The 14,629-nt window shown below is 57.4% G+C and carries 14 protein-coding genes; all 14 read left to right on the top strand.

Annotation, left to right across the window (positions count from 1 at the left end; all coding sequences use genetic code 11):
• Nucleotides 1-163 precede the first annotated feature (163 nt).
• The 14 genes from serC (at nucleotide 164) to ACYZTR_RS19580 (ending at nucleotide 14,428) form a co-directional block, all read left to right on the top strand.
• Nucleotides 164-1,249 carry a 3-phosphoserine/phosphohydroxythreonine transaminase gene (gene serC, locus ACYZTR_RS19645; protein ID WP_461973391.1) on the top strand — a complete coding sequence of 362 codons (1,086 nt, stop codon included), beginning with the start codon at nucleotides 164-166 and terminating at the stop codon, nucleotides 1,247-1,249.
• On the top strand, nucleotides 1,249-2,343 hold the full coding sequence (gene pheA / locus ACYZTR_RS19640) for a prephenate dehydratase (protein ID WP_045060590.1): 1,095 nt from the start codon (nucleotides 1,249-1,251) through the stop codon (nucleotides 2,341-2,343). The genes serC and pheA overlap by 1 nt, the downstream gene beginning before the upstream one ends.
• Before the next feature lie 12 nt (nucleotides 2,344-2,355).
• A complete protein-coding gene (gene hisC / locus ACYZTR_RS19635; protein WP_461973390.1) occupies nucleotides 2,356-3,468 on the top strand; it encodes a histidinol-phosphate transaminase in 1,113 nt (370 codons plus the stop codon).
• 28 nt (nucleotides 3,469-3,496) lie between these two features.
• Nucleotides 3,497-5,704 (top strand): bifunctional prephenate dehydrogenase/3-phosphoshikimate 1-carboxyvinyltransferase, encoded by a 2,208-nt coding sequence (locus ACYZTR_RS19630; RefSeq protein ID WP_461979806.1) that lies wholly within the window; start codon nucleotides 3,497-3,499, stop codon nucleotides 5,702-5,704.
• Nucleotides 5,701-6,390, top strand: coding sequence for a (d)CMP kinase (gene cmk, locus ACYZTR_RS19625; RefSeq protein ID WP_461973389.1), 690 nt, complete (start codon nucleotides 5,701-5,703; stop codon nucleotides 6,388-6,390). The genes ACYZTR_RS19630 and cmk overlap by 4 nt, the downstream gene beginning before the upstream one ends.
• Before the next feature lie 119 nt (nucleotides 6,391-6,509).
• Complete coding sequence (rpsA, locus tag ACYZTR_RS19620; protein WP_140681797.1) at nucleotides 6,510-8,204, top strand: 30S ribosomal protein S1; 1,695 nt, start codon at nucleotides 6,510-6,512, stop codon at nucleotides 8,202-8,204.
• A 217-nt stretch (nucleotides 8,205-8,421) separates the two neighbouring features.
• Nucleotides 8,422-8,700, top strand: a complete 279-nt coding sequence (locus ACYZTR_RS19615; RefSeq protein WP_461973388.1) for a hypothetical protein — start codon at nucleotides 8,422-8,424, stop codon at nucleotides 8,698-8,700.
• A 152-nt stretch (nucleotides 8,701-8,852) separates the two neighbouring features.
• Nucleotides 8,853-9,161 carry an integration host factor subunit beta gene (gene ihfB, locus ACYZTR_RS19610; protein WP_054051920.1) on the top strand — a complete coding sequence of 103 codons (309 nt, stop codon included), beginning with the start codon at nucleotides 8,853-8,855 and terminating at the stop codon, nucleotides 9,159-9,161.
• An 11-nt stretch (nucleotides 9,162-9,172) separates the two neighbouring features.
• Nucleotides 9,173-9,412 (top strand): LapA family protein, encoded by a 240-nt coding sequence (locus ACYZTR_RS19605; RefSeq protein WP_461973387.1) that lies wholly within the window; start codon nucleotides 9,173-9,175, stop codon nucleotides 9,410-9,412.
• A gap of 229 nt (nucleotides 9,413-9,641) precedes the next feature.
• Nucleotides 9,642-10,718, top strand: coding sequence for a dTDP-glucose 4,6-dehydratase (rfbB, locus tag ACYZTR_RS19600; RefSeq protein WP_461973386.1), 1,077 nt, complete (start codon nucleotides 9,642-9,644; stop codon nucleotides 10,716-10,718).
• On the top strand, nucleotides 10,715-11,608 hold the full coding sequence (gene rfbD / locus ACYZTR_RS19595) for a dTDP-4-dehydrorhamnose reductase (protein ID WP_461973385.1): 894 nt from the start codon (nucleotides 10,715-10,717) through the stop codon (nucleotides 11,606-11,608). The genes rfbB and rfbD overlap by 4 nt, the downstream gene beginning before the upstream one ends.
• On the top strand, nucleotides 11,605-12,495 hold the full coding sequence (rfbA, locus tag ACYZTR_RS19590; protein WP_461973384.1) for a glucose-1-phosphate thymidylyltransferase RfbA: 891 nt from the start codon (nucleotides 11,605-11,607) through the stop codon (nucleotides 12,493-12,495). The genes rfbD and rfbA overlap by 4 nt, the downstream gene beginning before the upstream one ends.
• Before the next feature lie 56 nt (nucleotides 12,496-12,551).
• On the top strand, nucleotides 12,552-13,475 hold the full coding sequence (locus tag ACYZTR_RS19585) for a glycosyltransferase (RefSeq protein ID WP_461973383.1): 924 nt from the start codon (nucleotides 12,552-12,554) through the stop codon (nucleotides 13,473-13,475).
• Nucleotides 13,472-14,428, top strand: coding sequence for a UDP-glucose 4-epimerase family protein (locus tag ACYZTR_RS19580; RefSeq protein WP_461979804.1), 957 nt, complete (start codon nucleotides 13,472-13,474; stop codon nucleotides 14,426-14,428). The genes ACYZTR_RS19585 and ACYZTR_RS19580 overlap by 4 nt, the downstream gene beginning before the upstream one ends.
• The last annotated feature ends 201 nt before the right edge of the window (nucleotides 14,429-14,629 follow it).

Below are 14,629 nucleotides of genomic sequence, written 5' to 3'. Positions count from 1 at the left end.
CCACGCTCTGCGTGGGAATGCCACCCGGGACGCTCCGCGTCCCTATGACGCAGAGCGTCATTAGATGCATTCCACGCGGACGGTTCGACGCCTCGACGTGGGAACGATCAACAGATCAAATAGATTTATTGCGTGATACCACCAAATCAGAGCGAGATTGGATGTGAGCAAGAGAGCCTATAACTTCTGTGCCGGTCCTGCGGCGCTTCCTGAAGCTGTCCTGAAGCGCGCTCAGGGTGAACTCCTCGATTGGCACGGCAAAGGTCTGTCGGTCATGGAAATGAGCCATCGCAGTGATGAGTTCGTGTCCATCGCCACCAAGGCCGAGCAGGACCTGCGTGATCTGCTGAATATCCCCTCGAACTATAAAGTGCTGTTTCTGCAAGGTGGCGCCAGCCAGCAATTTGCTCAGATCCCTCTGAACCTGTTGCCGGAAAGCGGCACCGCCGACTATATCGACACCGGTATCTGGTCGCAGAAAGCCATCGAAGAAGCCTCGCGTTACGGCCACGTCAACGTTGCTGCAACTGCCAAGCCTTACGACTATTTCGCTATTCCCGGCCAGAACGAATGGAACCTGTCCAAAGACGCGGCCTACGTTCACTACGCGCCGAACGAAACCATTGGCGGCCTGGAGTTTCAGTGGATCCCGCAAACCGGTGATGTCCCGCTGGTCGCCGATATGTCCTCGGACATTCTTTCGCGTCCGATGGATGTCTCGCGCTTCGGCATGATCTACGCCGGTGCCCAGAAAAACATCGGCCCGAGCGGCATCGTCGTGAACATCATTCGCGAAGACCTGCTGGGTCACGCCCGTTCCCTGTGCCCGACCATGCTCAACTACAAGGTCGCGGCCGATAACGGCTCGATGTACAACACCCCGCCAACCCTGGCCTGGTACCTCTCGGGTCTGGTATTCGAGTGGATGAAGGAGCAGGGTGGTGTCGAAGCCATCGGCAAGCTCAACGACGTTAAACAGCGCACGCTGTACGACTTCATCGACGCCAGCGGTTTGTACAGCAACCCGATCAACAAGTCGGATCGCTCGTGGATGAACGTGCCGTTCCGTCTGGCTGACGATCGTCTCGACAAGCCATTCCTGGCCGGTGCCGAAGCGCGTGGCCTGTTGAACCTCAAGGGTCACCGTTCCGTGGGTGGCATGCGTGCCTCCATCTATAACGCCGTCGACATCGTTGCGGTCAACGCACTGATTTCGTACATGGCAGAGTTCGAGAAGGAACACGGTTAATGTCTGAGCAAGAACTCAAGGCACTGCGCGTTCGCATTGATGCTCTGGACACCAAGGTCATGGAGCTGATCAGTGAGCGCGCACGCTGCGCCCAGGAAGTTGCGCGAGTAAAGATGGCCTCGCTGGCCGAAGGCGAAGTGCCGGTGTTCTATCGTCCTGAGCGCGAAGCTCAGGTGCTCAAGCGCGTGATGGAGCGTAACCAGGGGCCGCTGGGCAACGAAGAGATGGCGCGTTTGTTCCGCGAAATCATGTCCTCGTGCCTGGCCCTCGAGCAGCCGTTGAAAGTGGCGTACCTCGGCCCTGAAGGCACCTTCACCCAAGCGGCGGCCATGAAGCACTTCGGCCACGCGGTGATCAGCAAGCCGATGGCAGCAATCGACGAAGTGTTCCGTGAAGTGGCGGCCGGTGCGGTGAACTTTGGCGTGGTCCCGGTGGAAAACTCCACCGAAGGCGCGGTCAACCACACCCTCGACAGCTTCCTCGAACACGACATGGTGATCTGTGGCGAAGTCGAGCTGCGGATTCACCACCACCTGTTGGTCGGTGAAAACACCAAGACCGACAGCATCAGCCGCATTTACTCCCACGCCCAGTCGCTGGCCCAGTGCCGCAAATGGCTGGACGCCCATTACCCGAATGTCGAGCGCGTGGCGGTGTCCAGCAACGCCGAAGCGGCCAAGCGGGTCAAAGGTGAGTGGAACTCGGCGGCGATTGCCGGCGACATGGCCGCAGGCTTGTACGGGCTGACCCGTCTGGCCGAGAAAATCGAGGATCGCCCGGACAACTCCACGCGATTCCTGATGATCGGCAGCCAGGAAGTGCCGCCGACCGGCGACGACAAGACCTCGATCATCGTCTCCATGAGCAACAAGCCCGGCGCACTTCACGAGTTGCTGGTGCCGTTCCACGATAACGGCATCGACCTGACGCGCATCGAGACGCGTCCGTCGCGCAGCGGTAAATGGACCTACGTGTTCTTCATCGACTTCGTCGGCCACCACCGCGATCCGCTGATAAAAGGTGTGCTGGAAAAGATCAGTCAGGAAGCAGTGGCACTCAAAGTGCTGGGTTCCTACCCGAAAGCAGTTCTCTAAGGGCGGTAGCAAATGAGTGGTGACTTCCTCGCTCTGGCACAGCCGGGCGTGCAACAACTTTCGCCTTACGTTCCCGGCAAGCCCGTGGACGAACTGGCGCGCGAGCTGAACATCGATCCGGCCAGCATCGTCAAACTGGCCAGCAACGAAAACCCGTTGGGCGCCAGTCCCAAGGCGCTGGCAGCGATTCACGAAGCGCTGGCCGAGCTGACCCGTTATCCGGACGGCAACGGTTTTGCACTCAAGACCCTGCTGGCCGATCAATGCCGCGTCGAGCTCAATCAGGTGACGCTGGGCAACGGTTCCAACGACCTTCTGGAACTGGTCGCGCGTGCCTATCTGGCGCCGGGTTTGAATGCCGTGTTCAGCGAGCACGCGTTTGCGGTCTATCCGATCGTGACCCAAGCCGTTGGCGCTCAGGCAAAAGTGATCCGGGCCAAAGACTGGGGCCATGATCTGTCGGCCATGCTGGCCGCGATCGATGCCAATACCCGTGTGGTGTTCATCGCCAACCCGAACAACCCGACCGGGACCTGGTTCGACGCCGAGGCGCTGGACGAATTCCTGCAGGACGTACCGGAGCACGTGCTGGTGGTGCTGGACGAGGCCTACATCGAATACGCCGAAGGCAGCGACTTGCCTGATGGTCTGGACTACCTCGCGGCCTATCCGAACCTGCTGGTTTCGCGCACGTTCTCCAAGGCCTACGGTCTGGCGGCGTTGCGGGTCGGTTATGGCTTGTCCACTGCGGTGGTTGCGGATGTGCTGAACCGTGTGCGTCAGCCGTTCAACGTTAACAGCCTGGCCCTGGCCGCTGCGTGCGCTGCGCTGCAAGACACCGAGTACCTGGCTGAAAGCCGTCGCCTGAATGAATCCGGCATGCAGCAACTGCAAGCGGGTTTTCGTGAGCTGGGGTTGAGCTGGATTCCGTCGAAAGGCAACTTCATCTGCGTCGATCTGGGGCAAGTGGCGGCGCCAGTCTTCCAGGGTTTGCTGCGCGAAGGCGTGATCGTGCGTCCGGTGGCCAACTACGGCATGCCGAACCACTTGCGCATCACCATCGGTCTGCCGGCAGAAAACAGCCGCTTCCTCGAAGCGCTGACCAAGGTTCTGGCTCGTGGTTGATGTCACTGCACTGCCATCTGCTGAACCTATGATCGGTCGCCTGGTGGTGGTCGGTCTGGGGCTGATCGGCGGTTCGTTTGCCAAGGGTTTGCGTGAAAGCGGTCTGTGCCGCGAAGTGATCGGGGTCGATCTCGACCCGCAGTCGCGCAAACTGGCGGTCGAGTTGGGTGTGGTGGATCGCTGCGAAGAAGACCTGGCCGTTGCTTGCCAGGGCGCTGACGTGATTCAACTCGCCGTACCAATCCTTGCCATGGAAAAAATGCTCGGCCGTTTGGCCGCCATGGACCTGAGGCAAGCGATTCTGACCGACGTCGGCAGCGCCAAAGGCAACGTGGTGCGTGCGGCAACCGAGGCGTTTGGCGGCATGCCGTCGCGTTTCGTGCCGGGGCATCCGATTGCCGGCTCCGAGCAGAGCGGGGTGGAAGCCTCCAACGCGGAGCTGTTCCGTCGCCATAAAGTGATTCTGACGCCGCTGGATCAAACTGACCCGGCAGCCCTGGCAATGGTCGACCGTTTGTGGCGCGAATTGGGCGCCGATGTCGAGCACATGCAGGTCGAGCGTCACGATGAAGTGTTGGCGGCGACCAGCCATTTGCCGCACTTGTTGGCGTTCGGTTTGGTCGATTCGTTGGCCAAGCGCAATGAAAACCTTGAGATCTTCCGGTACGCTGCGGGCGGTTTCCGCGATTTCACAAGAATTGCGGGTAGCGACCCGGTCATGTGGCACGACATCTTCCTCGCCAATCGCGAAGCTGTCCTGCGCACACTCGATACATTTCGCAGCGACCTCGACGCCTTGCGCGACGCGGTCGATGCAGGGGATGGGCACCAATTGTTGGGCGTGTTCACTCGCGCCCGGGTTGCCCGCGAGCATTTCAGTAAAATCCTGGCCCGCCGGGCCTATGTGGACGCTATGAACTCCAACGACCTGATTTTCCTGGCACAACCTGGTGGCCGCCTGACTGGGCGGATTCGTGTACCGGGCGATAAATCGATTTCCCACCGTTCGATCATGCTCGGCTCCCTGGCTGAAGGCGTCACCGAAGTGGAAGGTTTCCTCGAGGGCGAAGACGCCCTGGCAACCTTGCAAGCCTTCCGTGACATGGGCGTCGTGATCGAAGGTCCGCACCACGGTCGCGTGACCATTCACGGCGTCGGCCTGCATGGCTTGAAGCCTGCGCCGGGCCCGATCTATCTGGGCAACTCCGGCACGTCGATGCGTCTGCTGTCTGGCCTGTTGGCTGCGCAGAACTTCGACAGCACGCTCACGGGCGATGCTTCGCTGTCCAAGCGTCCGATGAATCGCGTGGCCAATCCGCTGCGTGAAATGGGCGCCGTGATCGAGACCGCGGCTGAAGGTCGTCCACCGATGACTATTCGTGGCGGCAATAAGCTCAAAGGCCTGACCTACACCATGCCAATGGCCAGTGCCCAGGTTAAGTCCTGCCTGTTGCTGGCGGGTTTGTACGCCGAAGGCAAGACCACCGTCACCGAGCCGGCTCCAACCCGCGATCACACCGAGCGCATGCTGCGCGGCTTCGGCTACCCGGTCAGCGTCAACGGTGCGACTGCTTCGGTCGAGTCCGGCCATAAACTGACCGCGACCCACATTGAAGTGCCGGGCGACATCTCGTCTTCGGCGTTCTTCCTGGTGGCCGCATCGATCGCCGAAGGTTCGGAGCTGGTGCTTGAGCACGTCGGCATCAACCCGACCCGTACCGGCGTGATCGATATTCTGCGCCTGATGGGCGCTGACATCACCCTGGAAAACCAGCGTGAAGTCGGCGGTGAACCGGTGGCGGACCTGCGCGTACGTGCAGCTAAACTCAAGGGTATCGAGATTCCCGAAGCGCTGGTTCCGCTGGCCATCGACGAATTCCCGGTGCTGTTCGTGGCCGCCGCCTGTGCCGAAGGGCGCACCATCCTGCGTGGCGCTGAAGAGCTGCGGGTCAAGGAGTCGGACCGGATTCAGGTCATGGCGGATGGCTTGCTGGCGCTGGGCGTTAAATGCGAACCGACCCCGGATGGCATCATTATCGACGGCGGCCAGATCGGCGGCGGCGAAGTGCACGGCCACGGCGATCACCGGATTGCGATGGCCTTCAGCGTGGCCTCGCTGCGCGCCACTGCACCGATCCGCATCCATGATTGCGCCAACGTCGCGACGTCGTTCCCGAACTTCCTCGCGCTGTGTGCGCAGGTCGGTATCCGTGTTGCACAAGAGGCTCAGTCGTGATTATCAAGCCGCCGGTCATCACCATCGACGGGCCTAGCGGTTCGGGCAAGGGCACTATTGCCGGGATTCTGGCCAAGCGTCTGGGCTGGTGCCTGCTGGATTCCGGTGCGCTGTACCGTCTGCTGGCATTCGCCGCGCGTAACCATGGCGTCGATCTGACCAATGAAGAGTCGCTGAAGCTACTGGCCGCTCATCTGGACGTGCAGTTCGTCGGCGCGACCGAAGGTCATCCGCAACGAATCATTCTCGAAGGTGACGATGTCACTGATGATTTGCGCAATGAACAAGTCGGCGCATGGGCCTCGCAAGTGGCCGCGTTGCCGGCGGTGCGCGACGCGTTGCTGCAGCGCCAGCGGGCGTTTCAGGAGCCGCCGGGTCTGGTAGCCGATGGTCGCGACATGGGCACGGTGGTTTTCCCCGACGCGCCATTGAAGATATTCCTGACCGCCAGTGCCGAGGAGCGTGCGCGCCGTCGATACTTGCAGTTGAAGGGCAAAGTCGATGGTGTTAGTCTGTCGAGTCTGCTAGATGAGATACGTGTCCGCGATGAGCGTGACACCCAGCGAGCGGTAGCCCCGCTCAAGCCGGCGGCTGACGCCATACAGCTGGATTCCACGGAATTATCCATCGATCAGGTGCTGGAACGCATCATGAGCGAGATCGCACTCCGCGATATCGCCGGGTGACCAAGAGACTCCGCAGGGGACCAGTCATAGTCCTGCGCTGTTTCTTTAAATGAACGTAACCCACGTCGTCTGGGATGTGGAGATGGGCGTATTCTTCGCCCTTATCATCAGGAATTAAAATGAGCGAAAGCTTTGCGGAACTCTTTGAAGAAAGCCTAAAAACCCTGAACCTTCAGGCAGGCTCCATCATCACCGGTGTTATCGTTGATATCGATTACCAAGCTCGCTGGGTAACCGTTCACGCTGGCCTGAAGTCTGAAGCACTCATCCCGCTTGAGCAGTTCTACAACGATGCTGGCGAACTGACTATCAACGTCGGTGACGAAGTTCACGTTGCTCTGGACTCGGTTGAAGACGGCTTTGGTGAAACCAAGCTGTCCCGTGAAAAAGCCAAGCGCGCTGAATGCTGGATTGTTCTGGAAGCAGCCTTCGCAGCCGAAGAAGTGGTCAAGGGCGTTATCAACGGTAAGGTTAAAGGCGGCTTCACTGTCGACGTTAACGGCATCCGTGCGTTCCTGCCAGGTTCTCTGGTTGACGTTCGTCCAGTGCGCGACACCACGCACCTGGAAGGCAAAGAGCTGGAATTCAAGGTCATCAAGCTTGACCAGAAACGCAACAACGTTGTCGTTTCCCGTCGTAGCGTCCTCGAAGCCGAGAACTCCGCTGAGCGTGAAGCTCTGCTGGAATCCCTGCAGGAAGGCCAACAAGTCAAAGGTATCGTCAAGAACCTCACCGATTACGGCGCATTCGTCGATCTGGGTGGCGTCGATGGCCTGCTGCACATTACCGACATGGCTTGGAAACGTATCAAGCATCCTTCCGAAATCGTCAACGTTGGCGACGAGATCGATGTCAAGGTTCTGAAGTACGATCGCGAACGCAATCGTGTTTCCCTGGGCCTCAAGCAACTGGGCGAAGATCCATGGGTTGCTATCAAAGCCCGTTACCCAGAAAGCACTCGCGTTACCGCTCGTGTCACCAACCTGACCGACTACGGCTGCTTCGCTGAGCTGGAAGAAGGCGTTGAAGGCCTGGTACACGTTTCCGAAATGGACTGGACCAACAAGAACATCCACCCTTCGAAAGTCGTACAAGTCGGCGACGAAGTGGAAGTTATGGTTCTGGACATCGACGAAGAGCGTCGTCGTATCTCCCTCGGCATCAAGCAGTGCAAATCTAACCCATGGGAAGATTTCTCTGGCCAGTTCAACAAGGGCGATAAAATCTCCGGCACCATCAAGTCGATCACCGATTTCGGTATCTTCATTGGTCTGGACGGCGGCATCGACGGTCTGGTTCACCTGTCCGACATCTCCTGGAACGAAGTGGGCGAAGAAGCCGTTCGCCGCTTCAAGAAGGGCGACGAGCTGGACACCGTTATCCTGTCGGTTGACCCAGAGCGCGAGCGTATCTCCCTGGGTATCAAGCAACTGGAAAGCGATCCGTTCTCCGAGTACGTTCAAGAGAACGACAAAGGCGCAATCGTTAAAGGCATCGTGAAAGAAGTTGACGCTAAAGGCGCCATCATCACTCTGGCCGACGATATCGAAGCGACTCTGAAAGCCTCCGAAATCAGCCGTGACCGCGTTGAAGACGCGCGCAACGTTCTGAAAGAAGGCGAAGAAGTAGAAGCCAAGATCATCAGCGTTGACCGCAAGAGCCGTGTAATCCAGCTCTCCATCAAGTCGAAAGACGTTGAAGAAGAGAAAGAAGCCATCCAAAGCCTGCGCGACAAGCCAGCTTCGGATACCGCTGCTCCTGGTCCTACCACTCTGGGCGACCTGTTGCGTGCACAAATGGAAAAACAGAACTAAGTTCTGTCAGACCATAGAAAAAGGGCGACTTCGGTCGCCCTTTTTTGCGCCTGTGATTTAGTGATTCTGAGGGTCACGCGGCGCTGCAGTTGATTGCCGTGAAACCAATCCTCCCGACAAGTTGTCTCTTTCTTTAATAGGATCAATCGTTTATTTACAGCTAGTCTCTAGCCTGAAGCGAACGACAGTCTGGCGCGTGCCCGGCCTAAGGAAGCGAATGAACAAGCTCATTGCCGTAATAGCAGTAATGACACTGGCGGGCTGTACCACTAATGCCAAGACTCACGCGGTGCGTGGGGTCAGTGGCATCGAGATTGATTGTTCGGGATTGGGTTCGGGGTGGGAGAAGTGCCACAAGCGAGCGAACAAGGAGTGCAAGGCAGCGGGCTACAAAGTCGTAGCCAGGTCCGATGATGCCAAAGACGAGGATGAGTACCCCTTTGGCTTCAACCCCGCGGGCTATCTGACGCGCACCATGCTGGTTATCTGTAGGTGAGTGCGAGAGTGCACGATCAGTGTTCCGCTGCTCTGGAAGAGGGCATCTCAACGCTGCTGGAATATGTCAAAAACTCGGGCTGTTCAAATTGATCCGGGCGTGCTAAAACCTTTGAAGCGCTGATCTAGCTGCTTGAAAAAGAAGGGAAAAATATGACGAAGTCGGAGTTGATCGAACGAATTGTCACCCATCAAGGGCTGCTCTCATCCAAGGATGTGGAGCTGGCCATCAAGACCATGCTTGAACAAATGTCCCAATGCCTGGCCACCGGTGATCGCATCGAGATTCGTGGGTTTGGCAGCTTCTCCTTGCACTACCGCGCGCCGCGCGTAGGTCGCAATCCAAAAACCGGTCAGTCCGTCAGCCTCGACGGCAAGTTCGTGCCGCATTTCAAGCCAGGCAAGGAACTGCGTGATCGGGTGAACGAGGAAGAGGAGGAAGGTTTTGACCTCCATAACTAAAGGGTCGGCGTATGCGTAACCTCAAGCGTGTACTCCTTGGCGTAGTTATCCTGTTGCTGATTCTGGCGGTTCTAGCGTTTGTCCTGGAAAATCAACAATCGGTTTCCCTGCTGTTCCTGGGTTGGGCGGGACCGCAACTTCCGGTATCGCTGATCATGGTTGTTGCGCTGCTGATCGGGATGGTGATTGGGCCGATTCTGGGCTGGTTTCTGGGACGTACGTCCAGAGTCTCACGCAAGCGCCTTGTCTGACTGCGACATAGTTAGAAAGGCGCACTAAACTTTAGCCACGGCTTGTCTATATCCATTAGTAAAACCGTCATTAAGCTGTAAAATGCTGCGCTTGTCCGATAGTGGCATATGCCACGTCGGTTCAAACTGACTCTGTCAGAGGCCTCAGCTGACTTGATGGCCTTTGCATTCATGGATTAGACAGTGCTCGGTTGGCGGCCCTGTCAGTAACTCAAGGGTATGGTTTCGCGTGAAAATTCTAGTAACCGGCGGCGCCGGGTTTATCGGCTCGGCAGTCATCCGTCATATCATCTCCAACACTACCGATGCTGTCGTTAACGTCGATAAGCTGACTTACGCCGGTAACCTTGAGTCATTGGCCGAAGTTAGCCAGAACTCGCGTTACGTGTTCGAGCGCGTCGACATCTGCGACCGCGATCAGATCGACCGCGTCCTGCGTGAACATCAACCGGATGCGATCATGCACCTGGCCGCAGAGTCCCACGTCGACCGCTCAATCTCCGGCCCGTCTGAATTCATCCAGACCAACATCATCGGCACCTACACCTTGCTGGAAGCTGCACGCCACTATTGGGCGGCGCTGGATGATGCGCGTAAAGCCAACTTCCGTTTTCACCATATTTCGACTGACGAAGTTTACGGCGACCTCGAAGGTCCGGAAGACCTCTTCACCGAAACCACGCCGTATCAGCCAAGCTCGCCTTACTCCGCCAGCAAGGCCAGTTCCGATCACCTGGTTCGCGCCTGGAGCCGTACTTACGGCTTGCCGACCTTGGTCACCAACTGCTCGAACAACTACGGTCCGTGCCACTTCCCAGAGAAGTTGATCCCGCTGATCATTCTCAATGCACTGGAAGGCAAGCCGCTGCCGGTCTACGGCAAAGGCAATCAGGTCCGTGACTGGCTCTACGTCGAAGACCACGCCCGCGCACTGTACAAGGTCGTGACCGAAGGCGTGATCGGCGAGACGTACAACATCGGTGGCCACAACGAAAAGCAAAACATCGAAGTGGTGCATACCCTGTGCGCGCTGCTTGACGAACTGCGTCCCGATTCTGCTCACCGTCCACATGCCAGCCTGATCACCTACGTTCAGGATCGCCCGGGCCATGACCAACGCTACGCAATCGACGCCAGTAAAATCCAGCGTGAACTGGGTTGGACGCCGGAAGAAACCTTTGAAACCGGCATCCGCAAAACGGTCGAGTGGTACCTCAACAACACTGAATGGGTCGCTCATGTGAAAAGCGGCAGCTATCAGCAGTGGATCGATCAGAACTACGCAGATCGTTCGAACAAGGCATGAAGATCCTTCTGCTCGGAAAAAACGGCCAGGTCGGCTGGGAGCTGCAACGCTCCCTCGCGCCGCTGGGTGAGTTAGTCGCCTTGGACCGCCATGTGGTCGATGGTTTGTGCGGCGATCTGTCCGATCTCGATGCCCTGCGCGCGACGATCCGCCAGGTAAAACCCGACATCATCGTCAACGCTGCGGCCTACACCGCTGTCGATAAAGCCGAGTCCGAGACCGAGTTGGCCGACTGTGTAAACGGTCTGGCAAGCCAAGTCATGGCCGAAGAGGCCAAGACCCTGGGTGCTTGGCTGGTTCACTACTCGACTGACTACGTCTTCAGTGGCCAGGGTTCTGCTCCGTGGCAAGAGTCAGATGCAGTCGCCCCGGTGAATCACTACGGCGCCAGCAAACTGGCTGGTGAACAGGCGATTACCGCGTCGGGCTGCAAACACCTGATCTTTCGTACCAGTTGGGTCTATGGCGCTCGCGGCAACAACTTCGCCAAGACCATGCTGCGTCTGGCCAAGGATCGCGAAACCTTGAGCGTCATCGCCGACCAGATCGGAGCCCCGACGGGTGCAGACTTGATTGCCGATGTGACCGCGTTGGCCATTCAGCAAGTTCTGCAACGTCCCGAGCTGGCGGGCTTGTATCACTTGGCGGCCAGTGGCGAAGTGTCCTGGCACGGCTATGCTAGCCATGTGATCGGCTTCGCCCAAGCCAACGGTGAGCAGCTCGCCGTAACGGCGATCAATCCGATTGAAACGATCGCTTATCCAACACCGGCGCGCCGCCCGCTGAATTCGCGTTTGAATACTCAGAAGCTGCGTGACAATTTTTCTCTACACTTGCCGGATTGGCAAAGTGGCGTAACCCGAATGCTTAGGGAAGTTCTGAATAAATGAGCACGACCAATCGTAAAGGCATCATCCTCGCTGGCGGCTCGGGCACGCGCCTGCACCCGTTGACCCTCGGCGTATCCAAGCAGATGCTGCCGATCTACGACAAGCCGATGATCTTCTATCCGCTGTCGGTGCTTATGCTGGCGGGCATGCGTGAAGTCCTGATTATCTCAACGCCTGAAGACTTGCCATGTTTCCGCAAGTTGCTGGGTGATGGCAGCCTGTACGGCATCAAGCTGACCTACGCCGAGCAACCTAGTCCGGACGGTCTGGCACAAGCCTTCATCATTGGCGAAGAGTTCATCGGCAAAGATCCTTGCTGTCTGATCCTGGGCGACAACATTTTCTACGGTCAGCACTTCTCGGATAACTTGCGTTCCGCCAGCTCTCAACAGCATGGCGCTACCGTATTCGGCTACCACGTCTCCGACCCGGAACGCTTCGGTGTTGTCGAGTTCGACAACACCGGTCGGGCGCTAAGTATTGAAGAGAAACCGCTGAAACCAAAATCCAACTATGCAGTGACCGGCCTGTACTTCTACGACAACGATGTTGTCGAGATCGCCAAGAGCATCAAGCCGTCCGAGCGCGGCGAGCTGGAAATTACCGACGTTAACCGTGCGTACCTGGAGCGCAAGACGCTCAATGTCGAAATGCTGGGCCGTGGTTTCGCCTGGCTCGATACCGGTACCCATGATTCTCTGCTGGAAGCCAGTCACTTCGTGCATACCATCGAACAGCGCCAAGGCCTGAAAGTGGCTTGCCTGGAAGAGATTGCCTACCACAACGGTTGGATTAACGCCGAGCAGTTGGGTGCTCAAGCCGACGCCCTGAAGAAGACTGGCTACGGTCAGTACCTGCAGAAGCTGCTGGACTCGCCTTCCCACTGATTCGAACGCTCAATCTTTTCGAGCAGTAGCGTTTAACCGGTGCAAGCAGGAATGGCATGCCAGTAAAACATCCTAAGGTTGCGGTTTTGCTGGCTGCCTACAATGGCATGCAGTGGATCGAGGAGCAGTTGGCCTCGATCATCGGCCAGTCAGCTGTCGACGTAACCGTTTACATCAGTGTCGACCCCTCTACTGACGGCACCGAAGCTTGGTGTGCGGCTTACGCAGCGAAACACCCCGAAGTTCTGGTCTTGCCGGCTGCCGGCAGTTTTGGTGGAGCATCTCGTAACTTCTTCCGACTCATCCGCGATGTTGACTTTGAAGGTTACGACTTCGTTGCCTTTGCCGACCAGGATGACATCTGGCATACGGATAAGCTTCAGCGTGCGACCCATGCGATTCAGGCCCGTAAAGTAGACGCGTACTCCAGCAATATCACCGCTTTCTGGCCGAACGGCAGGTCGCAGTTGCTGGACAAGGCTCAACCTCAGGTTGCCTGGGACTTCCTGTTTGAAGCTGCTGGGCCGGGTTGCACGTATGTGATGAGCCAGAAAATGGTGGCTCCTTTAAAGGCGTCCATGTTGGTTAATTGGGTCGACCTGCAATGTGTCAGCCTGCATGACTGGTACTGCTACGCCTTTGCGCGCAGCCATGGCTTTAGCTGGTTTATCGATCCGCAGCCGTCCATGCAGTACCGCCAGCATGAGCGAAATCAGGTTGGGGCCAATACTGGCATCAGCCCGTTGATCGCGCGCTACAAGATGATCCATGACGGCTGGTGGTTTTCCCAAGTGCGGATGATTGCTTGTCTGGTAGGGCGGGGCGCTGACCCCTTTGTACGACAGTGGTTGTCGCTAGGGCGCTTGCAATTGCTGAAGCTGTCAATGAGTGCCTGGAAATGTCGCCGGCGAACCCGGGATAAGGTGTTCTTTTTTTGTATTTGTTGCGCCACCGCGGTGATTGGGAAAAAAGCCAAATGAAAGGTTCTCGGGTTTTGGTAACGGGAGCCACCGGGTTTGTGGGCGAAGCCATTGTGTTTCGGTTGTTGCTCGACAAGGTGTTCACCCCTGTCGCTGCTGTGCGTGGCGAGACCCGATTGAGTGGGCTGTGTAGTGTTGTGCCCTTCGAGCTGAGTGACAAAGTCGCGCTGCCTTCCTTGACCAGGGTTCAGGTAGTTATTCATTGCGCGGCTCGGGTGCACGTGATGAATGACGCGGCGACAGATCCGCTTGCGCAGTTTCGTAAGATCAATGTGGAGGGGACCGTTCGACTGGCTCGCAAGGCTGCCGAATCGGGTGTTAAGCGGTTCATCTTCATCAGTTCGATCAAAGTCAACGGTGAGGGGACCTTGCCGGGTGTGCCGTTCAAGGCTGACGATCAACCTTCCCCCGTTGATCCGTACGGAGTGTCGAAGATGGAGGCTGAAGACGCTCTGCGACAGCTCAGTCGGGATACCGCGATGGAGGTTGTTATTATCCGGCCGCCACTGGTGTATGGTCCCGGTGTTAAAGCCAACTTTCTAAACATGATGCGTTGGCTGGAAAAGGGAGTGCCGCTGCCGTTGGGTGCGCTAAATAACCGCCGCAGTCTGGTGGCAATTGGCAATCTGGTGGATCTGGCTGTCACTTGCATTACTCATCCTGCTGCCGCAAACCAGACGTTTCTGGTGAGTGATGGTGAGGACTTGTCTACAACGCAGTTGCTTCGACGCATGGCTGGTGCGCTTAAGGTGCGCGCTTATTTATTGCCTGTGCCGGAATCGGTGTTGCGTCTCGGCACATCACTACTAGGCAAGCAAGCAATGGCGCAAAGATTGTGTGGTTCATTGCAGGTAGATATCGAGAAGACATGTTCGTTTCTGGGGTGGTCGCCACCAGTGAGTGTGGACCGGGCATTACAGATCACTGCTTCTCATTACGCTGCAAAGTATTAGCGTTGAGTGTGGTGGGGGGGTGAAGTCTGGGCTTGTACGGAGCGTCTTCGGAGTAACTCAAGTGAGGCAGAGTCCAAATTTTTTTTGGCTCTACTCATTGGCATATTGCCACCCTTTTGCCAATCGGGAGCGCTTGCTACCCTATACAAGCACGCCGTCAGATCTCACAGGCTGGATTTTCAACTCTACTGAATACGGCCT

The organism is Pseudomonas sp. Hz4 (genome assembly GCF_054898165.1).
Note: the sequence above shows the minus strand (reverse complement) of the source record. Positions and strands in the feature narration are given on the sequence as shown.